At 55.6% G+C, this 22826-nt stretch carries 24 protein-coding genes and 1 pseudogene; 10 read left to right on the top strand and 15 right to left on the bottom strand.

Annotated features, from left to right (window positions below):
* Nucleotides 1-62: 62 nt before the first annotated feature.
* Nucleotides 63-167 (bottom strand): annotated as a pseudogene (locus ABLU67_RS01995) (hypothetical protein); the annotation flags it as partial.
* A 69-nt stretch (nt 168-236) separates the two neighbouring features.
* On the opposite strand from ABLU67_RS01995, the gene nadA reads away from it, so the two are divergent.
* A complete protein-coding gene (nadA, locus tag ABLU67_RS01990; RefSeq protein WP_004848967.1) occupies nt 237-1280 on the top strand; it encodes a quinolinate synthase NadA in 1044 nt (347 codons plus the stop codon).
* Nucleotides 1281-1315: 35 nt separating this feature from the next.
* The gene (pnuC, locus tag ABLU67_RS01985; RefSeq protein WP_348852131.1) at nt 1316-2035 is read left to right on the top strand and encodes a nicotinamide riboside transporter PnuC; all 720 of its coding nucleotides are present in this window, start codon (nt 1316-1318) and stop codon (nt 2033-2035) included.
* Here pnuC and zitB read toward each other — a convergent pair.
* Entirely contained in the window at nt 2032-2976 is a 945-nt protein-coding gene (gene zitB, locus ABLU67_RS01980; RefSeq protein WP_014228460.1) for a CDF family zinc transporter ZitB, read from the bottom strand. The genes pnuC and zitB overlap by 4 nt on opposite strands.
* A 116-nt stretch (nt 2977-3092) precedes the next feature.
* Nucleotides 3093-3464, bottom strand: coding sequence for a YbgS-like family protein (locus ABLU67_RS01975; RefSeq protein ID WP_025108131.1), 372 nt, complete (start codon nt 3462-3464; stop codon nt 3093-3095).
* A 314-nt stretch (nt 3465-3778) separates the two neighbouring features.
* Here ABLU67_RS01975 and aroG point away from each other — a divergent pair, with 314 nt between their 5' ends.
* Nucleotides 3779-4831, top strand: coding sequence for a 3-deoxy-7-phosphoheptulonate synthase AroG (gene aroG, locus ABLU67_RS01970; protein ID WP_014228462.1), 1053 nt, complete (start codon nt 3779-3781; stop codon nt 4829-4831).
* A 67-nt stretch (nt 4832-4898) separates the two neighbouring features.
* Here the strand turns inward: aroG and gpmA are convergent, their stop codons facing one another.
* From gpmA to modE, 7 genes are all read right to left on the bottom strand, one after another.
* Nucleotides 4899-5651 (bottom strand): 2,3-diphosphoglycerate-dependent phosphoglycerate mutase, encoded by a 753-nt coding sequence (gpmA, locus tag ABLU67_RS01965; protein WP_004100351.1) that lies wholly within the window; start codon nt 5649-5651, stop codon nt 4899-4901.
* A 256-nt stretch (nt 5652-5907) separates the two neighbouring features.
* Entirely contained in the window at nt 5908-6951 is a 1044-nt protein-coding gene (gene galM, locus ABLU67_RS01960; RefSeq protein ID WP_025108130.1) for a galactose-1-epimerase, read from the bottom strand.
* Nucleotides 6945-8093 (bottom strand): galactokinase, encoded by a 1149-nt coding sequence (gene galK, locus ABLU67_RS01955; protein WP_004848984.1) that lies wholly within the window; start codon nt 8091-8093, stop codon nt 6945-6947. Before galK ends, galM begins: the two co-directional genes overlap by 7 nt.
* A 2-nt stretch (nt 8094-8095) precedes the next feature.
* Nucleotides 8096-9142 (bottom strand): galactose-1-phosphate uridylyltransferase, encoded by a 1047-nt coding sequence (galT, locus tag ABLU67_RS01950; RefSeq protein ID WP_004848986.1) that lies wholly within the window; start codon nt 9140-9142, stop codon nt 8096-8098.
* A 9-nt stretch (nt 9143-9151) separates the two neighbouring features.
* Entirely contained in the window at nt 9152-10168 is a 1017-nt protein-coding gene (galE, locus tag ABLU67_RS01945) for a UDP-glucose 4-epimerase GalE (protein ID WP_004130603.1), read from the bottom strand.
* A 211-nt stretch (nt 10169-10379) separates the two neighbouring features.
* Nucleotides 10380-11849, bottom strand: coding sequence for a molybdate ABC transporter ATP-binding protein ModF (modF, locus tag ABLU67_RS01940; protein WP_025108129.1), 1470 nt, complete (start codon nt 11847-11849; stop codon nt 10380-10382).
* A 67-nt stretch (nt 11850-11916) separates the two neighbouring features.
* Nucleotides 11917-12705, bottom strand: coding sequence for a molybdenum-dependent transcriptional regulator (modE, locus tag ABLU67_RS01935; RefSeq protein ID WP_004848991.1), 789 nt, complete (start codon nt 12703-12705; stop codon nt 11917-11919).
* A 153-nt stretch (nt 12706-12858) separates the two neighbouring features.
* On the opposite strand from modE, the gene ABLU67_RS01930 reads away from it, so the two are divergent.
* From ABLU67_RS01930 to modC, 4 genes are all read left to right on the top strand, one after another.
* Nucleotides 12859-13008 (top strand): AcrZ family multidrug efflux pump-associated protein, encoded by a 150-nt coding sequence (locus ABLU67_RS01930; RefSeq protein ID WP_004848993.1) that lies wholly within the window; start codon nt 12859-12861, stop codon nt 13006-13008.
* 145 nt (nt 13009-13153) lie between these two features.
* Entirely contained in the window at nt 13154-13927 is a 774-nt protein-coding gene (gene modA / locus ABLU67_RS01925; protein WP_265836745.1) for a molybdate ABC transporter substrate-binding protein, read from the top strand.
* Nucleotides 13927-14616: a molybdate ABC transporter permease subunit gene (modB, locus tag ABLU67_RS01920; RefSeq protein WP_004848997.1), complete on the top strand. Its 690-nt coding sequence runs from the start codon at nt 13927-13929 to the stop codon at nt 14614-14616. Before modA ends, modB begins: the two co-directional genes overlap by 1 nt.
* 2 nt (nt 14617-14618) lie before the next feature.
* A complete protein-coding gene (gene modC, locus ABLU67_RS01915) occupies nt 14619-15677 on the top strand; it encodes a molybdenum ABC transporter ATP-binding protein ModC (RefSeq protein WP_348852130.1) in 1059 nt (352 codons plus the stop codon).
* On the opposite strand, the gene ABLU67_RS01910 is transcribed toward modC, so the two are convergent.
* Nucleotides 15678-16496, bottom strand: coding sequence for a pyridoxal phosphatase (locus tag ABLU67_RS01910; protein ID WP_048261177.1), 819 nt, complete (start codon nt 16494-16496; stop codon nt 15678-15680).
* Between the two features lie 221 nt (nt 16497-16717).
* Between ABLU67_RS01910 and pgl the strand changes: the two genes are divergently transcribed.
* Entirely contained in the window at nt 16718-17713 is a 996-nt protein-coding gene (gene pgl / locus ABLU67_RS01905) for a 6-phosphogluconolactonase (RefSeq protein WP_014228470.1), read from the top strand.
* A gap of 58 nt (nt 17714-17771) precedes the next feature.
* Here pgl and ABLU67_RS01900 read toward each other — a convergent pair whose 3' ends face one another.
* Nucleotides 17772-18248, bottom strand: a complete 477-nt coding sequence (locus tag ABLU67_RS01900; RefSeq protein ID WP_025108126.1) for a GNAT family N-acetyltransferase — start codon at nt 18246-18248, stop codon at nt 17772-17774.
* Nucleotides 18249-18381: 133 nt separating this feature from the next.
* On the opposite strand from ABLU67_RS01900, the gene ABLU67_RS01895 reads away from it, so the two are divergent.
* Nucleotides 18382-19851: a PLP-dependent aminotransferase family protein gene (locus ABLU67_RS01895; RefSeq protein ID WP_348852129.1), complete on the top strand. Its 1470-nt coding sequence runs from the start codon at nt 18382-18384 to the stop codon at nt 19849-19851.
* Between the two features lie 244 nt (nt 19852-20095).
* On the opposite strand, the gene ABLU67_RS01890 is transcribed toward ABLU67_RS01895, so the two are convergent.
* From ABLU67_RS01890 to ycgZ, 3 genes are all read right to left on the bottom strand, one after another.
* Complete coding sequence (locus ABLU67_RS01890) at nt 20096-20362, bottom strand: biofilm development regulator YmgB/AriR family protein (protein ID WP_004849010.1); 267 nt, start codon at nt 20360-20362, stop codon at nt 20096-20098.
* A gap of 54 nt (nt 20363-20416) precedes the next feature.
* The gene (locus ABLU67_RS01885; RefSeq protein ID WP_032694536.1) at nt 20417-20740 is read right to left on the bottom strand and encodes a hypothetical protein; all 324 of its coding nucleotides are present in this window, start codon (nt 20738-20740) and stop codon (nt 20417-20419) included.
* 121 nt (nt 20741-20861) lie between these two features.
* Nucleotides 20862-21104 (bottom strand): regulatory protein YcgZ, encoded by a 243-nt coding sequence (gene ycgZ / locus ABLU67_RS01880; RefSeq protein ID WP_004849015.1) that lies wholly within the window; start codon nt 21102-21104, stop codon nt 20862-20864.
* A gap of 335 nt (nt 21105-21439) precedes the next feature.
* Here ycgZ and ABLU67_RS01875 point away from each other — a divergent pair, with 335 nt between their 5' ends.
* Nucleotides 21440-22663 carry a diguanylate phosphodiesterase gene (locus ABLU67_RS01875; RefSeq protein ID WP_187228767.1) on the top strand — a complete coding sequence of 408 codons (1224 nt, stop codon included), beginning with the start codon at nt 21440-21442 and terminating at the stop codon, nt 22661-22663.
* Nucleotides 22664-22826 lie beyond the last annotated feature (163 nt).

Below are 22826 nucleotides of genomic sequence, written 5' to 3'. Positions count from 1 at the left end.
GGGCGGCGCTTGACGCGCCTTGCCCGGGCTACAGATTCGTGCGTTCTGCAGGTTTGGCAGCCTGGACAGATGCGCAGCATCGCCTCCGGGAAATGCTCCCTGTGGGAAAAATTCCTCACGACATTTTCTGCACAATCGGCTATCTTGTTTAGCATATAAAACACCATGACCGGTTAATACCTTTCTTCAGGCATTATTACGGTCTGAAAGTTAAGCCAGTGAAACGAGACTGCAAGATGAGCGTAATGTTTGACCCGGAAGCGGCGATTTATCCTTTTCCTCCGAAGCCCATGCCGTTAAACCGCGATGAGAAGCACTTTTATCGCGAAAAAATTAAACGCCTGCTGCGCGAGCGCGATGCGGTGATGGTGGCCCATTACTATACCGACCCTGAAATTCAGCAGCTGGCCGAAGAGACCGGCGGCTGTATCTCCGATTCTCTGGAGATGGCGCGCTTCGGCGCCCGACATTCTGCCTCGACGCTGTTGGTTGCCGGCGTGCGCTTTATGGGAGAAACGGCGAAAATCCTCAGCCCGGAAAAAACCATCCTGATGCCCACGCTCCACGCGGAGTGCTCGCTCGATCTGGGCTGCCCGATCGAGGAGTTTAGCGCTTTCTGCGATGCGCATCCGGATCGTACGGTCGTGGTCTACGCCAACACTTCAGCGGCGGTAAAGGCGCGCGCCGACTGGGTTGTGACGTCGAGCATCGCCGTGGAACTCATTGAGCATCTTGATAGCATGGGTGAAAAAATCATCTGGGCGCCGGACCGCCATTTAGGTAGCTATGTGCAGAAACAGACCGGCGCCGACGTACTGTGCTGGCAGGGCGCCTGCATCGTTCATGATGAATTCAAAACTCAAGCGCTGGCGAGAATGCGGGCGCTTTATCCGCAGGCCGCGGTGCTGGTTCACCCGGAATCACCGCAGGCGATTGTCGATATGGCTGACGCGGTGGGGTCAACCAGCCAGTTGATCAATGCCGCTAAAACGCTGCCGCACAAGCAGCTCATCGTCGCCACCGACCGCGGCATTTTCTACAAAATGCAGCAGGCGGTACCGGAAAAAGAGCTGCTGGAAGCGCCTACGGCAGGCGAAGGGGCAACCTGTCGCAGCTGCGCCCACTGTCCGTGGATGGCGATGAACGGCCTGCAGGCGATTGCGGAAGGGCTGGAAAAGGGAGGCGTTGAACATGAAATTCACGTTGATGAACAGCTGCGAACCGGGGCGCTGGTTCCGCTAAACAGAATGCTCGATTTTGCGGCTACACTTCGGGGATAGCTCATTACTGCGTTACAGAACGCTCTGGGGATAAGATGGATTTTTTTAGTACGCAGAACATATTAGTGCATATACCCATTGGCGCCGGAGGATATGACCTGTCGTGGATTGAAGCGGTAGGCACCGTCGCAGGATTGCTGTGCATCTGGCTGGCGAGCCTGGAGAAGATTGCCAACTATGTCTTTGGGCTGATCAACGTCACGCTGTTTGCCATTATCTTCTTTCAGATCCAGCTCTACGCCAGCCTTCTGCTGCAGATCTTTTTCTTCGCGGCCAACGTCTACGGCTGGTACGCCTGGTCACGACAAACCAGCGATAACCAGGCGGAACTGCAAATCCGCTGGCTGCCGCTGCCGAAAGCGTTAGGCTGGCTGGCGGCCTGCGTGGTGGCGATTGGCCTGATGACGGTATTTATCGATCCGGTTTTTGCGTTTCTGACCAGGATTGCCGTCGCGCTGATGCACACCCTGGGCCTGCAGGTTGCTATGCCGGAGCTGCAGCCAGACGCGTTCCCGTTCTGGGACTCCTGCATGATGGTTCTCTCGGTTGCGGCGATGATCCTGATGACGCGCAAATACGTCGAAAACTGGCTGCTGTGGGTGATTATCAACGTCATCAGCGTGGTTATTTTCGCCCTGCAGGGCGTTTATGCGATGTCGCTCGAATATCTGCTGCTGACCTTCATCGCCCTCAACGGCAGCCGTATGTGGATTAACAGCGCGCGTGAGCGCGGCTCTCACGCGTTTTCCCGTTAATGGTGATGATGATGTCCATGCCCGGCGTGCGTCATGTTCAGACGGCACTCCGGGCCGCTGCAGGGCTGATACTCCATCTGAACCGTAATGTGTTCAATTTCATACTTATGCTGTAAGAAGCCCTGGATTCGTTCAAGCAGGCCGTCGTGATCGTGCGGCGGTACCACCTGCACGTGCAGCGTCATCACCGTTTTTTCTCCAACCAGCCACGCATGAACGTGGTGTACGTCGCGAACTTCAGGTATCGAGCGGCGCAAATCGCGCTTTAAGGCGTCGACGTCAAGCGAACGCGGCGCGCCCTCCAGCAGCTCATTAACGCTCTCCTGCAGCAAACGCCATGCGCTGCGCAGAACCAGGCACGATACCAGCACGGACAGAATAGGATCGATAGGCGTCCAGCCGGTGGTGATGATCACGATTGCGGCAATAATGGCCCCAACCGAACCGAGTAGATCCCCCAGCACATGCAGAGCGGCGGCCCGCACGTTGAGGTTACGCTCTTCACTGCCGCGATGGAGGATCCAGAAGGCCAGAATATTGGCCAGCAGGCCGGCAACGGCGATGATCATCATGGTTTTACCGGCTACCGGTTGCGGATGATGAAAACGCTGAATGGCCTCCCAGACGATTAATATCGTAATGACCACTAAGGCGATAGCATTGAGAAAGGCCGCCAGCGTGGTCAGCCGCAGCCAGCCAAAGGTGTGTTGAGCATTAGGCGGGCGACTGGCGAAACGCACGGCCAGAAAGGCGAACAGCAGCGCTGCGGCGTCCGTCAGCATATGCCCGGCATCGGCCAGCAGCGCCAGCGAACCTGAAATGAGTCCGCCTGCAACCTCAACCAACATGAATCCGGCCGTGACGCAGAACGCCAGCAGCAGCCGACGGGCATTATTATCTTCGGTGGATTGCGGAGAATTATGCGAGTGTGATTGCCCCATGGTGCCATCCCTACATTATTATTTTGATGATTACTTTATGACATGATTCACCTCTTGGGGTGAAAAAATGAAAAAAGGAGAGCCTTAGCTCTCCTTCCGGGCGGATACCGCGCAGATTATTGGGTGGTACCGTCGGTTTTCGTCGCCTCGTCCTGGCCGACCTTTTTATCGGTATCCGGGCAGCGGCCATCTTTGCACATTGAGTTCTTGTGGACTTCATCGCTCGACATCCCGTCGTGGTTCATGGTGGAGCCGTTGGGGTGGAGCATGGTGCCGCCGGTATCGGTGGAACCGGCGTTAATTTTACCGTTGTCCACGTTGTTTGGCGCCACGTTTTCACGCGCGTCGGGGGCAACCTGACCCGCGTCGGCTGCCGAATTGGCCTGCCCGTTGTTCGACTGCGCGCCGGTATCGGCGGCCAGCGCCGCGCCGCTGGCCAGGCCCAGGGTTGCTGCGAGGAGAAGACTGGTTAGCTTGTTCATTTTCATTGGATGCTCCTGTTATATCGATTTACCGAATTACCTCTTCCAACAGTGCATTGCCGGAGGTTCTACTCGTTGTGGTTAAAGCTTCGCTGTTAGCGAGCGGCATTAATATATAATGCTGAATGCTAAAGAAAATTAAGTTCTAACAGTTAAAAATTATAGCTTGTGGCCACTATTCCGCGACTTTATGGCGTTTTTTAGCCTATTTCCAGGAATATTCTGCCGCTAGTGTAAAATCACGTTTACACTTTTTGAGTGAAGAGATAGATTGGAGGGATTGCATTTAACTAGATAAGTATGGCAACGCTGGAAATAAGATGAATTATCAGAACGACGATTTACGCATTAAAGAGATCAACGAATTATTACCTCCCGTTGCGCTCCTGGAAAAATTCCCCGCTACCGAAAACGCCGCCAACACCGTTGCGCATGCGCGCAAAGCGATCCACCAGATCCTTAAAGGTCATGACGATCGGCTGCTGGTCGTGATCGGTCCATGCTCCATTCACGATCCGGCGGCGGCAAAAGAGTATGCCGAGCGTCTGCTCGCGCTTCGCGAAGAGCTTAAAGGCGAGCTGGAAATCGTGATGCGCGTGTATTTTGAAAAACCGCGCACCACAGTGGGCTGGAAAGGGCTGATCAACGATCCGCATATGGATAACAGCTTCCGCATCAACGATGGTCTGCGGATCGCGCGCAAGCTGCTGCTTGATATTAACGACAGCGGACTGCCAGCGGCCGGGGAGTTCCTCGATATGATCACCCCGCAGTATCTTGCCGACCTGATGAGCTGGGGCGCGATTGGCGCGCGTACCACCGAGTCACAGGTGCACCGCGAACTCTCTTCCGGCCTCTCCTGCCCGGTAGGCTTTAAAAACGGCACAGATGGCACCATTAAAGTCGCTATCGACGCCATCAATGCCGCCGGCGCGCCGCACTGTTTCCTGTCGGTGACCAAATGGGGACATTCGGCGATTGTGAACACCAGCGGCAATAGCGATTGCCATATTATCCTGCGCGGCGGTAAAGAGCCGAACTACAGCGCGCAGCACGTGGCAGAAGTGAAGGTGGGTCTGGCGAAAGCAGGCCTGCCCGCTCAGATCATGATCGATTTCAGCCATGCCAACTCCAGCAAACAGTTTAAAAAGCAGATGGATGTCGGCACAGACGTATGCCAGCAGGTTGCCGGCGGCGAGCGGGCGATTATGGGCGTGATGATCGAAAGCCATCTGGTGGAAGGCAATCAGAGCCTCGACAGCGGTGAGCCGCTGGCCTACGGTAAAAGCATTACTGATGCCTGTATCGGATGGGAAGATACCGATACGCTGCTTCGTCAGCTGGCGAATGCGGTAAAAGCGCGCCGCGGTTAGGTTTTACGGCGAGTCTCAAAATAAAAAAGCGTGGAGGGTTCCACGCTTTTTTTACATCCCGCGAAAATTACTTCGCTTTACCCTGGTTCGCTACGGCAGCGGCTTTCGCGGCGATCTCGTCGGCGTTACCCAGATAGTAATGTTTAATAGGCTTGAAGTTCTCGTCGAACTCATACACCAGCGGTACGCCGGTCGGGATGTTCAGTTCGAGGATCTCTGCTTCGCCCATGTTGTCGAGGTATTTCACCAGCGCGCGCAGGGAGTTACCGTGAGCGGCAATAATCACGCGCTCACCGCTTTTCAGACGCGGCAGAATGGTTTCATTCCAGTACGGTACGACGCGGTCGATGGTCAGCGCCAGGCTCTCGGTGGTAGGCAGCTCAGCGTCGGTCAGTTTTGCATAGCGCGGATCGTGACCCGGGTAGCGCTCGTCGTCTTTGGTCAGCTCCGGCGGCGTTACCGCAAAGCCGCGACGCCACTGCTTAACCTGCTCGTCACCGTATTTTTCAGCGGTTTCCGCTTTATTGAGGCCCTGCAGCGCACCGTAGTGACGCTCGTTCAGTTTCCAGGACTTTTCTACCGGCAGCCAGGCCTGATCCAGTTCGTCCAGCACGTTCCACAGGGTGTGGATGGCACGTTTCAGCACAGAGGTATAAGCAAAGTCGAAGCTGAAGCCTTCTTCTTTCAGCAGCTTACCGGCCGCTTTTGCTTCACCCACGCCTTTTTCAGACAGGTCAACGTCATACCAACCGGTGAAACGGTTTTCGTTGTTCCATTGGCTTTCGCCGTGACGAACGAGTACCAGCTTAGTTACAGCCATACACTTACTCCTCAATACACGTCATCTTTCTCGCCGCCTTGATGCGACCCGAAATCTGTAGTGTGTATATTTATTGATTGATAACTATTCTCATTATATTGCCGCGACTTACCTCACGGCAATGCTTATCCCTAACCATAGCGAAAATAGTCGCTCAGTGTAAGGTGCTTGTAAAACAGAGGTTATGTTTTTGTCTGTAAGTGGCGTATTTTTCAGCGAAAGGATAAAAAAAGCCCTCTATCAGGAGGGCTGGGTATTATTTCGCAATAAACTGATATTCCGTCAGGCTGACGTACTCTTCGCCGGGGCGCAGTACGCAGTCCGGCTGCGGCCATTCCGGATGGTTCGGTGAATCCGGCAGGAACTCGCTCTCCAGAGCCAGACCTTGCCAGTCAGCGTAAGGCTGCGCCGTGCGCGACGGCGTGCCGGCCAAATAGTTGCCGGAGTAGAACTGCAGCGCCGGAGCGGAGGTATAGACCGTCATCTGCAGCTTTTCGTCCTGCGACCAGACGTGAGCAGCCGGGCTTTTGGCATCGCCCAGCGCCTGGAGCAGAAAGGCGTGGTCGTAACCTTTAACCTTTTGCTGGTCTTCATCGCGCAGGAAATCGTCCGCCAGCATCTTCGGCGTGCGGAAATCGAAGCTGGTCAGGGTGACGTTTTGCAAATCGCCTCCCGGAATACCGTCGCTCTCAACGGGCAGATACGCATCGCCAAAGATTTGCAGCTTATGGCTACGCACGTCGCTCTGCACGCCATCAAGATTGAAATAGACGTGGTTGGTCAGGTTTACCGGGCAGGGCTGATCAACGGTGGCGCGATACTCGATGGAGATGCGATTATCGTCGGTCAGCCGGTAGTGCGCCGTAGCCGTCAGATTGCCGGGGAACCCCTGATCGCCATCGTGGGAGGAGAGTGAAAACAGCGCGTGACGATCGTCGGCGCTGACAATCTGCCAGCGGCGCTTATCAAAACCTTCAGGACCGCCGTGCAACTGATGGCCGGCCTCGTTGGAGGGCGTCAGATTAACGCTACGGCCATCAAGGGAAAAGTGGCTGTTGGCGATACGGTTCGCGTAACGGCCTACGGAAGCGCCGAGATAGGCGGCCTGGCGCGTGTAGTCGCCAGGGGTCGCGCAGCCGAGCAGCGCTTCGCGTACGCTGCCGTCGGCCAGCGTCACTCGCGCGGAGAGCAGCGTCGCGCCCCAGTCCATTACGGTGACCGTCATGCCTGCGTCGTTACGCAGGGTGAGGAGATTCCACGGCTGGCCGTCCGGCGCCAGCTCCGTTGTTGGGTTTAGCATTGTCCAGCTCCCTGCGACGGTTTGCAGACGTAAAAGGTCTCTTTGATACCGGTTTTCGCTTCATACTCTTTGGCAACGGCCTGCTGTACGGTCTCGACCAGATCTTCCGGCACCAGGGCGACGATACAGCCGCCGAAACCGCCGCCGGTCATGCGAACGCCGCCTTTATCGCCGATGGTCGCCTTGACGATGTCCACCAGGGTATCAATCTGCGGGACGGTGATTTCAAAATCATCGCGCATGGAGGCGTGGGATTCCGCCATCAGCTCGCCCATCCGCAGCAGGTCGCCTTTTTCCAGCGCCGCTGCGGCTTCTACGGTGCGGGCGTTTTCAGTCAGCACGTGGCGAACGCGTTTGGCGACCACCGGGTCAAGCTCGTGGGCGACGGCGTTGAACTCTTGCAACGTGACGTCGCGCAGGGCCGGCTGCTGGAAGAAACGCGCGCCGGTTTCACACTGCTCGCGGCGAGTGTTGTATTCGCTGCCGACCAGAGTGCGCTTAAAGTTACTGTTAATAATCACCACCGCGACGCCTTTCGGCATCGAGACCGCTTTGGTCCCCAAGGAGCGGCAGTCGATCAGCAGCGCGTGATCTTTTTTACCGAGCGCGGAGATCAGCTGGTCCATAATGCCGCAGTTGCAGCCGACGAACTGGTTTTCCGCTTCCTGGCCGTTCAGCGCGATTTGCGCGCCGTCGAGCGGCAGATGGTACAGCTGCTGGAACACGGTGCCGACGGCGACTTCCAGCGAAGCCGAGGAGCTTAACCCCGCGCCCTGCGGCACGTTGCCGCTGATGACCAGATCCGCGCCGCCGAAAGCGTTATTCCGCTGCTGGAGATGCTTCACCACGCCGCGGACATAGTTTGACCACTGCTGGGTATCGTGGCTGGTAATCGGCGAGTCGAGAGAGAATTCATCGGTCTGATTGTCGTAATCGGCGGCAATCACCCGCACGGTACGATCGTCGCGCGGCGCACAGGCGATGACCGTCTGGTAATCAATGGCGCAGGGCAGCACGAACCCATCGTTATAGTCGGTATGCTCGCCGATCAGGTTAACGCGGCCAGGGGCCTGGATAACATGGCTGGCCGGATAGCCAAATTTCTCAGCAAACAGGGCTTGGGTTTTCTCTTTCAGACTCATAGTTATACTCCGGATTCGCGAAAATGGACGTCGCTCACAGCGCGCAGACGTTCGGCGGCCTGCTCGGCCGTCAGGTCACGCTGGGTTTCAGCCAGCATTTCATAGCCGACCATAAATTTACGCACCGTCGCGGAGCGCAGCAGCGGCGGATAAAAATGCGCGTGCAGCTGCCAGTGATTATTCTCTTCATCGTTAAACGGCGCGCCGTGCCAGCCCATAGAGTAGGGGAATGAGCACTGGAACAGGTTGTCGTAACGGCTGGTCAGCTTTTTCAGCGCCAGCGCGAGGTCGCTGCGCTGGTCATCGGTTAAATCAGTCAGGCGCTGTACGTGCGCTTTCGGCAACAGCAGCGTCTCGAAGGGCCACGCTGCCCAGTAAGGGACCACCGCGAGCCAGTGTTCGGTCTCGACGACGGTGCGGCTACCGTCGGCTAATTCGCGCTGCGCGTAATCCACCAGCATCGGCGCGCCGTGCTCGGTGAAGTACGCTTTTTGCAGACGATCTTCGCGTTCCGCCTCGTTAGGCAGAAAGCTGTTTGCCCACACCTGGCCATGCGGATGTGGGTTGGAGCAGCCCATTGCCGCGCCTTTATTTTCAAAGACCTGCACCCACGGGTAGGTTTTCCCGAGGTCGGCGGTCTGCTCCTGCCACGTTTTAACCACGCCTTCCAGCGCCTCTACGCTCAGTTCCGGCAGCGTTTTGCTGTGGTCTGGCGAGAAGCAGATGACCCGGCTGGTACCGCGGGCGCTCTGACAGCGCATAAGCGGGTCGTCGCTTTCCGGGGCGTCAGGGGTATCGGTCATCAAAGCCGCAAAGTCATTGGTAAAAACAAACGTACCGGTGTAGTTCGGGTTTTTGTCGCCGGTGACGCGGGTATTACCCGGGCACAGGAAACAGTCCGGGTCGTGCGCGGGCAAGGTCTGTTTTGCCGGCGTTTCCTGCGCCCCCTGCCAGGGGCGCTTGGCGCGATGCGGAGAAACCAGAATCCACTGCCCGGTTAACGGGTTATAACGACGATGTGGATGGTCGACGGGGTTAAATACGCTCATGAAGGTTCCTTAGTCGGGATAACCCTGCGGATGACGGGACTGCCAGTGCCAGGTGTCCTGCGCCATTTCGTCAAGGTTGCGCGTCACGCGCCAGTTCAGCTCGCGATCGGCCTTTTCAGCGTCCGCCCAGTAGGCCGGGAGGTCGCCTTCGCGGCGCGGTGCGAAGTGGTAGTTAATCGGTTTGCCGCAGGCTTTGCTAAATGCGTTGACCACGTCGAGCACGCTGCTGCCGACGCCTGCGCCAAGGTTATAGATATGCACGCCGGCTTTATCGGCCAGTTTTTCCATCGCCGCGACGTGGCCGTCTGCCAGGTCCATCACGTGAATGTAGTCGCGTACGCCGGTGCCATCTTCGGTTGGGTAGTCGTTGCCGAATACCGCCAGCGATTCACGACGGCCAACCGCGACCTGCGCGATATACGGCATCAGGTTGTTCGGAATACCCTGCGGATCTTCCCCCATATCGCCCGACGGATGCGCGCCGACCGGATTGAAGTAGCGCAGCAGCGCGATGCTCCAGTCCGGCTGCGCTTTTTGCAGGTCGGTCAGGATCTGCTCAACCATCAGCTTGCTTTTACCGTAAGGGCTCTGAGGCGTACCGGTCGGGAAGCTTTCGACGTAAGGGATTTTGGGCTGGTCGCCGTAGACGGTCGCGGAGGAGCTGAAAATAAAGTTTTTCACGCCCGCGGCGCGCATGGCGGAAACGAGTTTCAGTGTGCCGGTTACGTTGTTGTCGTAGTACTCGAGCGGCTTAGCGACGGATTCTCCGACGGCTTTCAGGCCGGCGAAATGGATCACCGCTTCAATGGCGTGATCGTGGAGAATTTCCGTCATCAGCGCTTCGTTACGAATGTCGCCTTCGACAAAGGTGGCGCTTTTCCCGCCGAGACGTTCAATGATTGGCAATACGCTGCGCTTACTGTTGCAGAGATTGTCGAGAATAATCACTTCGTGTCCCTGCAGTAGCAGTTGAACGCAGGTGTGACTTCCAATGTAACCGCTACCACCTGTAACCAGTACTTTCATGATTCGCTCCAATAGGCTTATCGTGTGAGAAGAAGATAGCATACCAAAGAAGCCAAAAGTGTGACACAGGCCAAATTGGTGGAATCGTTTACACTAAAATTTTTAAACAGCCCATTTGAGTTTTTTTGTTTTAAAAACAGGGTGATGTTATGTCTGGTAGCTATTATTCTGAAAAAAACAGGGATCAGCAGACCCCTGTACAGGCTTAATTTTACAGCGGATCCAGCTGGTAAGTGTAACCGTCTCCACTACTCACAAAGGCCAGTCGGTGGGTGATACAGTCCGGGGCGTCTTCGGCGTGATGAGAGACAAACAGCAGCTGCGTCGCCCCTTCGCCAATCAGCACATCAACGAAGCGGCGCACCAGCTGGCGGTTGAGCGGGTCCAGCCCCTGCAGCGGTTCGTCAAGGATCAGCAGAGTGGGATGTTTGACCAGGGCGCGGACGATCAGCGCCAGCCGCTGCTGCCCCCAGGAGAGGCTATGGAACGGCGCATCGGCGGTGCGTTTGTCGATACCCAGAATATCCAGCCAGTTCTGCACCAGCTTATGCTGCTTGTCAGATACGGCCTGATAGATGCCGATTGAGTCGAAGTAGCCGGAGAGAATCACGTTACGCACGTTGGTGCTGACGCGGTATTCAAGGTGCAGGCTGCTGCTGACGTAGCCAATATGCTTTTTGATATCCCAGATGGTTTCACCGCTGCCGCGGCGGCGGCCAAACAGGGTCAGGTCGTTGCTGTATCCCTGAGGATGGTCGCCGGCGATCAGGCTGAGCAGCGTGGATTTACCGGCGCCGTTGGGGCCGACTATCTGCCAGTGTTCGCCAGGGTTCACCGTCCAGCTCAGGCGGTTAATGATCGGACGATCGTTGTACGAAACCACGCCGTCGTTCAGCACGATGAGCGGCGCTTCGGCGTCCAGCGCAAGACGCGCTGCCGGTGCGTCCGGCTCCGGCAGCGTCATGCCGTCAAGCTTTTCGCTATGGGCGAGCTGGGCAATAAGCGCCTGCTGCAGCAGGGCCTGCTTTTCGCCGGTTTCGCTCAGCACGCAGTCCGCCAGCACCCCGGCATACTGAACGAACGCCGGGATCTCGTCAAAACGATTGAGGACCAGCACCAGGGTGATACCTTCGCCGTTCAGCGCGGCCAACATCCCGGCGAGCTGCTGGCGCGAGGCGACATCAAGACCATCGAACGGCTCATCAAGAATAAGCAGGTCGGGATCGCCCATCAGCGCCTGGCACAGCAGGGTCTTGCGCGTTTCGCCGGTAGAGAGATATTTAAAACGGCGTTCGAGCAGGTGGCTAATTGCAAACTGTTCAGCAAGGCGAGCGCAGCGGGAGGGGTCTTTAAACTCATCCTGGATAATTTCCGCCGTCGTGCGGCCGGTGTCTTCTTCTCCCGGGCTGAGCAAATCGGTGTTATTGCGCTGCCACTCATCGCTGACCAGCTTTTGCAGCTGCTCAAAAGAGAGACGGGTGATGCGCGAGAAGGTGCACTCACGCTGCCCGCTTAGCAGGGTCAGCTCGCCGGAGAGCGCCCGCGCAAGCGCCGATTTCCCGCTGCCGTTGCTGCCGACGAAAGCCCAGCTCTCGCCAGCCTGCACGCGGAGGTGTTCAATATTTAACGTTTTTGTATCGCTAAGACGAAACGTGCCTTGCGAAATTTGCAACAATGACATTGTGTATCCCACTTTTTGCAGCGATTTGTTTCAGGGATACGTCTTCGCGAGCGCAATGTCAATGCCGTTAGCACAACGTGGCAAGAATGATGCGATCGGCATTAAAATATGCTATCACCTCCGCCCCTTCCGCCAGATCGCGCGTCTGTTCCACCGGCAGGGTGGCGCAAAGGCTCTGCCCATCCGGGAGCGCCATCAGCACTTCACACTGTTCCGGCCCGCGTTCGATGTGGTTGATACGTCCGGCCAGCTGGTTGTCGGCCCGTTCCGCCTGTGCGGCATCCTGAGTAATGCCAACCCACGGCGCTTTCAGCAGCACCAGTACCTCCTGGCCTTCCTCAAGGCCCAGACGATCGGCGCTTTGGGCGGTAATCGCGACCTTAAAGCGGGTTTGGCCGTCGGCCAGCAGAACGTCAACGTGCTGCTGGACCTGCTGATGGTCGCGGCCGGTAATGGTGCCAAACCACTGGTTGCGCGCGCTGGTCTGCAGAGAGAATCGCGAAATGGCAGCCAGCAGGCTGTCGAGGGGAAGGGCGTCATCATCGCTCAGGACATCGAATGCTTTCTGCTGAATCTGCGCCAGCAGGTCGTAGAGCTGAATCAGCCGCTGCCCGTAGCGGGTGAGGACCGCGCCGCCGCCGCCTTTGCCACCGGTCGCCCGGTCAACCAGGGTCTGCTCGCTGAGCTGATTCATTTCATTAATCGCATCCCAGGCGCTTTTATAGCTAATGCCCGCGTTTTTTGCCCCCTGGCTAATCGAGCCGGTCTGTTCAATCTGTTTCAGCAGGGCGATACGGCGAGGATCGGCGAACAGGCGCTGCTGTAATTTGAGGGTAAGAAGAATTTCAGCCTGCATAATCATATCCTGATGAAAAAGGATATTGTGACCGATAGCGGTCATCTTGCAAGATGCATCTCTCACGGTGGCCTGCGGGGCACCGCACAAATGGGGCGTGTTTTTCCGGCTGAATTGGTTACAATAAACTATTCGTACTTTCTGGAGCCAACCATGTTAGAGCTATTGAAAAGTCTGGTTTTTGCCGTAGTCATGGTCCCTGTGGTGATGGCGGTCATTCTGGGCCTGATTTACGGGCTGGGCGAAGTGTTTAACCTCTTCTCCGGAGCCGGTCATAAAGACAGCAGACCGCAAAATCACTGATTTCCCCCGCGCCCGGTTCTGCCGGGCGTCCTTATTTCTTCCCCCCCTCCATTTTTCGAACGCTGATTACCCCTAATTTTCGCTGGGAAAAACCTGGCGCTATCGTTATATTGTCTATTACATAACGAACCGACGGGAGATTCAGATGACAGGTCAATGGTTACGCTTTTTTGCCGGAGCAACGTTAACGCTCTCCGTTGCGGGCCACGCGCTGGCGGAAGAGGGCAAAGTGACGGTTTTTGCCGCGGCATCGCTCACCAACGCCATGCAGGATATCGCCAAAGAGTATAAAAAAGAGAAGGGCGTGGAGGTGGTTTCTTCATTTGCCTCTTCATCGACCCTGGCACGGCAGATTGAAGCGGGGGCGCCGGCGGATCTGTTTATCTCCGCCGATCAAAAATGGATGGATTACGCGGTCGGGAAAAAGAGCATTGATACCGCCTCGCGCGCGACCCTTCTCGGTAACAGCCTGGTTGTCGTGGCGCCAAAAGCCAGCGCGCAGGGCGAGGTAAACATCAGTGATAAAACCGACTGGACCAGCCTGCTGAAAGGCGGCCGCCTGGCCGTAGGTGACCCGGAACACGTGCCTGCTGGCATCTATGCGAAAGAGGCGCTGCAAAAGCTGGGAGCCTGGGAAACCCTGTCGCCGAAGCTGGCGCCGGCAGAAGACGTGCGCGGCGCGCTGGCCCTGGTTGAACGCAGCGAAGCGCCGCTGGGGATCGTTTACGGCTCCGATGCGGTCGCCAGCAAGGGGGTAAAAGTTGTCGGTACCTTCCCGGAAGATTCGCATAAGAAAGTGGAATATCCGCTGGCAATCGTCGACGGCCATAAAAATGCCACGGTCAGCGCGTTTTATGACTATTTAAAAGGGCCGGAAGCTTCCGCCATCTTTACACGTTACGGATTTACTACCCACTAATGTTCTTAAGCGATCCTGAATGGCAGGCGGTACTGCTGAGCCTGAAAGTCTCCTCCCTGGCGGTGGTACTGAGCTTGCCTTTTGGCATCTTTTTCTCCTGGCTGCTGGTGCGACGAGATTTTCCCGGTAAAGCGCTGCTCGATAGCATTCTCCACCTGCCGCTGGTATTGCCACCGGTGGTTGTAGGGTATCTCTTGCTGATCGCGATGGGGCGACGCGGTTTTATCGGCAGCTGGCTGTATGACTGGTTTGGTCTGAGCTTCGCGTTTAGCTGGCGCGGCGCGGTACTGGCGGCGGCGGTGATGTCCTTTCCGCTGATGGTGCGGGCCATTCGCCTCGCGCTGGAAGGGGTGGACATCAAGCTCGAGCAGGCGGCGCGTACCCTCGGCGCTGGCCGCTGGCGGGTGTTTTTCACTATTACGTTACCGTTGACGCTACCCGGCATTATCGTTGGCACCGTGCTGGCTTTCGCCCGCTCGCTGGGCGAATTTGGCGCCACCATCACGTTTGTTTCCAATATTCCCGGCGAAACGCGCACCATCCCTTCGGCCATGTATACCCTGATCCAGACCCCCGGGGGAGAAGGCGCGGCCGCGCGTTTATGCTTGATTTCGATTGCGCTGGCGCTGGTATCGCTGCTGATTTCCGAATGGCTGGCCCGCCTCAGCCGTCAGCGGATGGGGAAATAAACATGCTTGAGCTCGATTTTACCCAGACGCTGGGTACCCACTGTCTGCAAATTCGCGAGACGCTTCCCGCCAGCGGCATTACGGCGGTGTTCGGCGTCTCCGGCGCGGGTAAAACCTCGCTGATTAACGCCATTAGCGGCCTGACGCGCCCGCAGCAGGGGCGCATCGTCCTCAACGGCAGGGTGCTGAACGACGTTGATAAAGGTATCTGCCTGGCGCCGGAAAAGCGCCGCATTGGCTACGTTTTTCAGGACGCGCGCCTGTTTCCGCACTATAAAGTGCGCGGCAATCTGCAATATGGCATGGCAAAGTCTATGGCGGCGCAGTTTGACAAGCTGGTGGCGCTGCTCGGCATTGCGCCGCTGCTTGACCGCCTGCCGGGCGGCCTCTCCGGTGGGGAGAAGCAGCGGGTGGCGATTGGCCGGGCGCTGCTTACCGCGCCGGAGCTGCTGCTGCTGGATGAGCCGCTGGCATCGCTGGATATTCCGCGCAAGCGCGAGCTGTTGCCCTATCTGCAGCGTCTGGCGCGTGAAATCAAGATCCCGATGCTGTACGTTAGCCACTCTCTGGATGAAATCCAGCATCTGGCGGATAACGTGCTGGTGCTGGAAGAGGGGAAAGTGAAAGCCTTTGGCTGTCTGGAAGAGGTGTGGAGCAGCAGCGTGATGCACCCCTGGCTTCCCCAGGAGCAGCAAAGCACGATCCTGAACGTGACCGTTGCCGCTCAGCATCCGCAGTATGCCATGACCGCGCTGGCGCTGGGGGATCGGCAGATATGGGTTAACCGTCTTGACAGGCCGCAGGGCGAAAGCGCGCGGATCCGCATTCAGGCCTCGGACGTTTCTCTGGTACTGCAGCCCGCTCAGCAAACCAGTATCCGCAATATTTTACCCGCGCAGGTCATGCAGTGTATTGAAAGTCATGGGCAGGTTGAGGTCAGGCTGGAGATATGCGGTCGTACCCTGTGGGCGCGCATCAGCCCCTGGGCTCGCGATGAGCTGGGGGTGACCCCGGGCCAGCGGCTGTATGCGCAGATAAAAAGCGTGTCGATAGCCGCCTGATTACAGCAGGTGGCGATAGATGTAGTCGGCGATGCTGGTGGTTTCGTTTTCACCGATCACCACGTTGGCGCGCGCTTTGACCTCTTCCACCGCGTTGCCCATCGCCACGCCGGTACCGGCGGCTTCCAGCATGCTGAGGTCGTTATAGTTGTCGCCGAAGGCGATAACATCCTGCATCGCCAGGCCCTGCGACGCGACCCACTGCGCCAGGCGTTTGCCTTTGCTGTTGCCTTCCCGGGCAATGTCCACCTGATCGTGCCACGACCATTCGCACTCCAGACCCAGCGTCTGGCCAACGTGTTGGGCAAAGCGCTGCAGTTTGGCGGTATCTTCATCGGTCAGGGCAAATTTCCACACGGCGTTAACTTCGCGGGCCGCCTGCGCCAGAGAATCGACCTGAGTGAATACCGGTCGCTGCTCGACGGGCAGCGACTGCGCCCAGCTGGCGGTGCGGATAACGTGCCCGGTCGGCTGCTCGTACAGCATGGCGTCATCGACGTACATCAGGCCGTGAATATCATGCTCGTTCAGCATTTCCGTCAGGCTCAGGGCTTTATCTACCGGCATCGGGTCGGATTCAAGCACCTTTTTTGCATGATAATCATACAAATAAGTGCCATTGCAGCAAATTGCAGGTGTATCCAGCGCCAGCGCCTGATAAAAAGGATGGATAGCGACGTGATGTCGGCCGGTGACGACGATGATCTGATATCCCGCGTCTTTGGCGCGAGCCAGCGCATCGAGCGAGGCGGGGAGGATGGTCTTTTTGCCGGTTAAGAGCGTGCCGTCTAAATCGAGGGCAATCACGCGTGAGGTCATGGGTTGTTTCCGGTTAATGATGAAAAGTTAGCAGGCTATGATGGTACACCGCTGTGCCATTCCGGCAAACTTTTCAGCATCTACCGCTAAAGAGCCGATACACTTGATCTTTCAGGCTGCCAGGAGGCAACCTGAAGAGCGTTGTGTATGCATATTGTGTTTTTCAGGGTGTCGTTAGTCTGAAAAATGAAATTTCCACGTGCAGTGAGGAAGGAGTATTCATGAAACAAACCGTTTATACCGCCAGCCCGGAAAGCCAGCAGATTCACGTCTGGGATCTGGATCTTGAGGGGAAACTGACCCTGGTGCAGGTTGTTGATGCCCCGGGCCAGGTGCAGCCGATGGTGGTGAGCCCGAACAAAGAGTTTCTCTACGTCGGCGTGCGTCCGGAGTTTCGCGTACTGGCCTACCGCATTGCGCCCGATAATGGCGCCCTGACTTTCGCCGGCGAAGCCGCGCTGCCGGGTAGCCCAACGCATATTTCTACCGATCGTCAGGGGCGCTTTGTGTTCAGCGCTTCCTATAACGCGGGCTGCGTGAGCGTTACGCCGCTGGTGGACGGCCTGCCGCGAGAAGCGGTGGCGGTGGTTGAAGGTCTGGAAGGCTGCCACTCGGCAAATATCTCTCCCGATAATCGCACCCTGTGGGTACCGGCGCTGAAGCAGGATCGTATCTGCCTGTTTACCCTGAGCGACGACGGTTTCCTCGCAGAACAGGAGCCGGCTGAAGTGACCACCGTTGAAGGCGCGGGCCCGCGTCACATGGTGTTCCATCCGAATCAGCAATACGGCTACTGCGTCAACGAACTGAACAGCTCCGTTGACGTCTGGGAGCTGAAAGATCCGTACGGAAAAATCGAATGCGTGCAGACGCTGGACATGATGCCGCCTGATTTTGCCGGCGTGCGCTGGGCGGCGGATATCCATCTGACCCCGGATGGCCGTCATCTCTACGCCTGCGATCGTACCGCCAGCATTATCACTATCTTCAGCGTCTCGGAAGACGGCAGCGTGCTGTCCATCGAAGGCTATCAGAATACCGAGACCCAGCCGCGCGGCTTTAACCTCGATCATAGCGGCAAATATCTGATCGCCGCCGGTCAGAAATCGCATCATATCGCGGTGTATGAAATCAAAGGCGAGCAGGGGCTGCTCCAGGAAAAAGGGCGCTATGCCGTAGGCCAGGGCCCGATGTGGGTCGTGGTCAACGCTCGCTAAGTTCTCTGTCAGTGACGAAACCTCGCCGCGGCGAGGTTTTTTTACGCCTGCGCAGGGGCTACTTCACCCGCATACGATACTCAATCATGCCGCTTTTCTCCGCGACCCAGTTATACAGACGCTGGCCCCGAAGGTTGGTCTCATGCGTGTGCCAGTACAGGCTGGCTGCGTGACGTTTGCGCGCCTGCAGCTGAACATACTCAATCAGCTGCTTGCCGATATGCTGACCGCGAACGGCCGGGTCAACGAAGAGGTCCTCCAGATAGCAGTAGTCGCTTTCGGCCCAGGTGGAGCGGTGGAAGAGATAATGTACGAAACCCACTATCCTGCCTTCCTGTTTTGCCACTGCGCAGAACATCGGCTCGGCGGGATGGAAAAAGCGCTTCCAGGTGAGCTGCGTGATGCTTTCCGGGATGTCGACGCGATAAAACGTCTGGTAGCTTTTCCACAGCGGCAGCCACTGGGCAAAGTCGCTTTCAGCCGCGGGATGGAGGGTTACCTGCGCGAGGTTAACGTCGGTTTTGTTGCTATTCATGGCTGTTCCTTATTTTTATCAACCGGGTGATTTGACCTGGCGCTATGGTAGGTGCTGTTCTGGTTCCTAAAAAGTGACACTTTCTGTATATTTATAGGATCCACTTTTATGCCGTCGATGCCCGCTGCCGCTCATGCCAAAACCCATTGCCCCTCTGTTTCAGGAACTGTTATTAGCCCGCGGCGTGATTAAAGATCAGGTCTACCACGCCCTGCGTCAGGCGATTCTGGATGGCCGATTGTCGGCGGGTTCAAAAATCCCCTCCAGCCGGGCGCTGGCTGAGATGATGGCGATCTCGCGAAACTCGGTTATTGCCGGTTTTGACCGCCTGATGGATGAGGGGTACCTGGTCACGCGCAAGGGGGCGGGCACCTTTGTCTGCGAGCATATCCCGGATAACCTCATTAGCGAGTATGACGCGTCGACGCCGCCCGAAACGGCAATAGCCGCCGCAGGGCCGCTTAATCCTGATGTCGCCGCACTGGTTTCATCATGGTCAGAAAGAGAGGACAGCGGCGAAATGCGTCAGGTTTTTGCCGTCGGTATCGGCTGTACCGATCTCTTCCCTCATGCTTTATGGGGGCGGCTGCTGGGGCGCGTCTGGCGGCAATCGCGTCGTGAGCTGGGAGCGCACGCCACGCCCTATGGATATCAACCTCTACGCCAGGCGATTAGTCGCTATATTCAGGCGACGCGCGGCGTCAATTGCCACGAAGATCGGGTGATCATTGTCAACGGTATTCAGCAAGCGCTTTCCATCACCGCTCAGGCTTTACTGGAAAAGGGCGATGAAGTCTGGCTCGACGATCCCGGATACAACGGCGCCCGCGGCGCATTCGCCGCCAGGGGAGCGGTGGTCCGGCCCGTTCGGGTTGACGAGGAGGGCATGGATATTCAGGATGGCATTCGCCATTACCCGCAAGCTAAGCTGGTCTATACCGCGCCGTCGCACCAGTTCCCGCTCAGTGGAACGCTTAGCCTGCCCAGAAGGCTCGCCTTACTGGAATGGGCGGAAGCCCATCGGGCGTGGATATTTGAAGACGATTACAATAGCGAATTCCGCTATGCCGCCCGCTCTCTGCAGGCGTTGCAGGGGTTAGATAATCATCAGCGCGTCATCTACGCGGGCACATTTTCTAAGATGATGTATCCGGAGTTCCGGCTGGGCTTTTTAGTGGTCCCCGAGCATTTGCGTGAACAGTTTGCCATGACGAAATATTACACCGATCTCTGTAGTGGATATCTCGAACAGGCCGTCCTGGCCCGTTTCATCAGCGAGGGGCACTATGCCAGCCACGTCCGTCGTATTCGCAAAGCCTGTTTTGAGCGTAAAAGCGCGCTGGAGGCGGCGATTGCACGCTACTTTGCCGGGCGCATGGTCGTACATCCAACGGATTCGGGTATTCACATAGTCTGCTGGCTATCAGCGGGTTTAAAGGCAGAAGAGGTTGTCGCTAAGGCGCGCCAGCCAGGTTTCGGCGTGCAGACGTTTGAGCGCTATTGTCAGCGGCCGATCTCGCGCGAAGGAGTTCTATTCGGTTTTGCAAACCATCCCCCAGCGGTTTTGACCGAGGGAATTCGCCGCCTGGCTGCGATGTTTTAGCTCAGCAATACGGGAAATATTTTGCAGGGGATTAATGGCATTCATTGCCGGATTATATTGCAGACAATGATTATCTTTTTTGGAAAACCTGCCCCGTCCTGATTATTGATCTGACGACAGGGGCAGAGTTTTAAAAAGAGAGATACCGCGCCCGGATTTAACGTATATCCACGGCTTCTGTAATAATATAACCATTCGCTTAGCGATATGTGACTTCCCTGTTTAATTACAGCCGGTTAATAAATCAGATATCATCCATGGTGTAGCTGACGACGATTTCCAGGGTTTTGCGGATAACGTCTGCAGTTACAACATCGCTGGTGGTTTCCAGCGCCGTAATTAACCACAAAATAATCGCCTTGTTGCTGAGGTGACCCTCAGACTCAAGGATGCTGCTGATAGCCAGCGACATCACCGCTGATTCATCGATCAGTCTGTCGCCTGCGTTGCGGAAATATTCAGAGAGTGCGGTATCGTTCAGGCCTGCGTAAATATCCGGTTGCTGATGCATAGTCTGTCTCATCATATTCTCTACTTTGTAAGTTAAACATTCGACCAGTAGTGGTCAGTGTATTTTATTCGTACCTGGCTGCTGAGGGGAACCTAATAACGAATTCGGCTCATCCCAATTATGCTTAGCGCCTGAAGTACCCACGGTATTGTTTTTTCCACGGCGAGCTACCATATTACTGATTTCATCGATAATACGCCCAATTGCATTCCGCCGCTTTTTATCCTGTTCCCCAGCCTGCATGGCCTGGAGTTTACCAATCAGTGCTTGTTTACTAATAGGCCCCTTATTTTTGAGTAGAGAGAGGACAGCCTCTCCAATCAATAAATCGGTTAGTGGATCATAATCATTGCGATTCATAACGGTATCTCTGATCATTGTCATCTCCTTGACTGGGAATTTAGTAGCAAGCCGGTAATCCGTGTCAGATACTGGCCCATCCCTTATATTTCCTCATTCAGTAACGACTTAAATCACCAGATAGCTGAAGCCACTTTTATCACTGATGCTCAAACAAGAGGCCAATCAACGTTTGATAATGGTTTTCTTCTTCAGGTTCTGAAGCCACTTCAAGGCGACCCAGCAGTTTCGTACACAGGGATTTGCGATTCAGGTTGCGTCCTTCATTAAGGATATCCATTACAATCTGCCCTAACGTCTCCTGCTGCGAAGGTAACGACGCTTTATTGAAGTAGTGGGCAATAGCGTTAGCCGTGTCAGGAATGTAACCGTTCTGCTGCATATGTGCTCCTGTAAGTTCAATTATCAGTGAAGTTGCGATTAAAGTTATACAATGTTTATCAACTTGTACATATAAAATGGAAAAAATATGTTAATTTTCTTAATGTTTTTTATAACATATTGATTTATATGGTTTTAAAATTGTACAAATCTTAAGGTAAACATCGAGTGGAGATGTACGGATTGTACAGGTATACAGGAAGGCAAGAACGCCAGCGAAAAGAGGGTGTTAATGTGATTTATTTGTTAATGACTCGGGCTCTTTTACAGGACTTATGCGGGTAGACCTGCTACTGTAATATCTTATTAGCTTTCATCTCTTCTGTCGGAAACTTCATGCTCACTACCATTATTTATCGCAGCCATATCTGCGACAACGTGTCAATTAAATCGCTCGAAAGCATGGTTGCTGAAGCAAATGTCAAAAATAGTCAGGAAAACGTGTCGGGTATTCTGCTTTTTAACGGCACCCATTTTTTTCAGCTATTAGAAGGACCTGAAGAGAAGGTTGAGGAAATTTACCGCCTTATCTGCGCAGACCCGCGGCACCATAACCTCGTGGAGCTGCTCAGGGATCATGGACCGATGCGGCGCTTTGGTAAAATTGGCATGGAACTCTTTGATTTACGAGAGTTTGACCGCGATGAAGTGCTGCAGGCTGTGCTGGATAAAGGGACCACAAAATATCAGCTCACCTATGACGACAGAGCGCTCCATTTTTTCCGTACCTTCGTCGAAGCCACGGAAAAGGAAAACTATTACGAAATTCCTGCGGCTGAAAGCTGGGAGTTTGTGATAGAAGAGGCTGCCTGCTACCCTGAAACTCCGCTGCAAGAGGCCGAATGCAGCTTTGCTTTTCAGCCGGTCATCGATCCGTTTGCCAAAGAGGTCGTCTCCTACGAAGCGCTGCTGCGCACGACTTCCGGTGATTCGCCAGCGGTCTATTTTGACGGACTTTCGCGAGAGGAAATCTACTGGACGGATCTCCACAGCAAGCGCATTGCCTTCGCCATGGCGGGACTTTTGCACCTCCGTGGACGCACGTTGTCGATTAATCTGCTGCCCATGACGCTGGTGAATGTTCCCAACGCTGTCGAATTTCTGTTAGCGGAAATTGAAGCCAGCGGTTTGATCCCTGAGCAAATTATTGTGGAATTTACCGAAAGCGAAGCCATTTCCCGTCTTGATGAATTCACCGATTCCGTGCGTAAGCTCAAGTCTGCGGGAATTCGCGTGGCTATCGATCATTTTGGCGCCGGGTTTGCCGGGCTATTGCTGCTGGCTCAGTTTCAGCCGGACCGCATCAAGATTAATCGCCAGCTGGTCAAAGATATCCATAAGCACGGCCCAAAACAGGCAATCGTTCAGGCGATTATTAAATGCTGTCACTCCCTGGAAATCGCCATTTCTGCGGTGGGTATCGAGCAGGCGGAGGAGTGGATGTGGCTGGAGTCAGCGGGGATTACGCATTTCCAGGGAAATTTATTTGCCAGTCCGTGTCTGGGAGGCATTCCGCCGGTAGCATGGCCAGAGAAAAAAATAGCGTGTGAGCTTCTTTAAATTTTGACCCCGGCTCAGCGCAGCGTGTCGGTTAAAAAGCGGTGTATAACGGTAAAATAAGCCCTGTTTTTTTGCCCAGTATATCGGCGCCCGACCTGTTTATTTTAGCTGTACAAGAAAAGTTAATTGTACAACCAGGCTAAATTCGTTAATTTAGTCGGTA

The sequence above is a fragment of the Klebsiella sp. GN_Kp190 genome, from assembly GCF_040061795.1.
In the GTDB taxonomy this organism is placed as follows: Bacteria; Pseudomonadota; Gammaproteobacteria; order Enterobacterales; family Enterobacteriaceae; genus Klebsiella; species Klebsiella michiganensis.
Note: the sequence above shows the minus strand (reverse complement) of the source record. Positions and strands in the feature narration are given on the sequence as shown.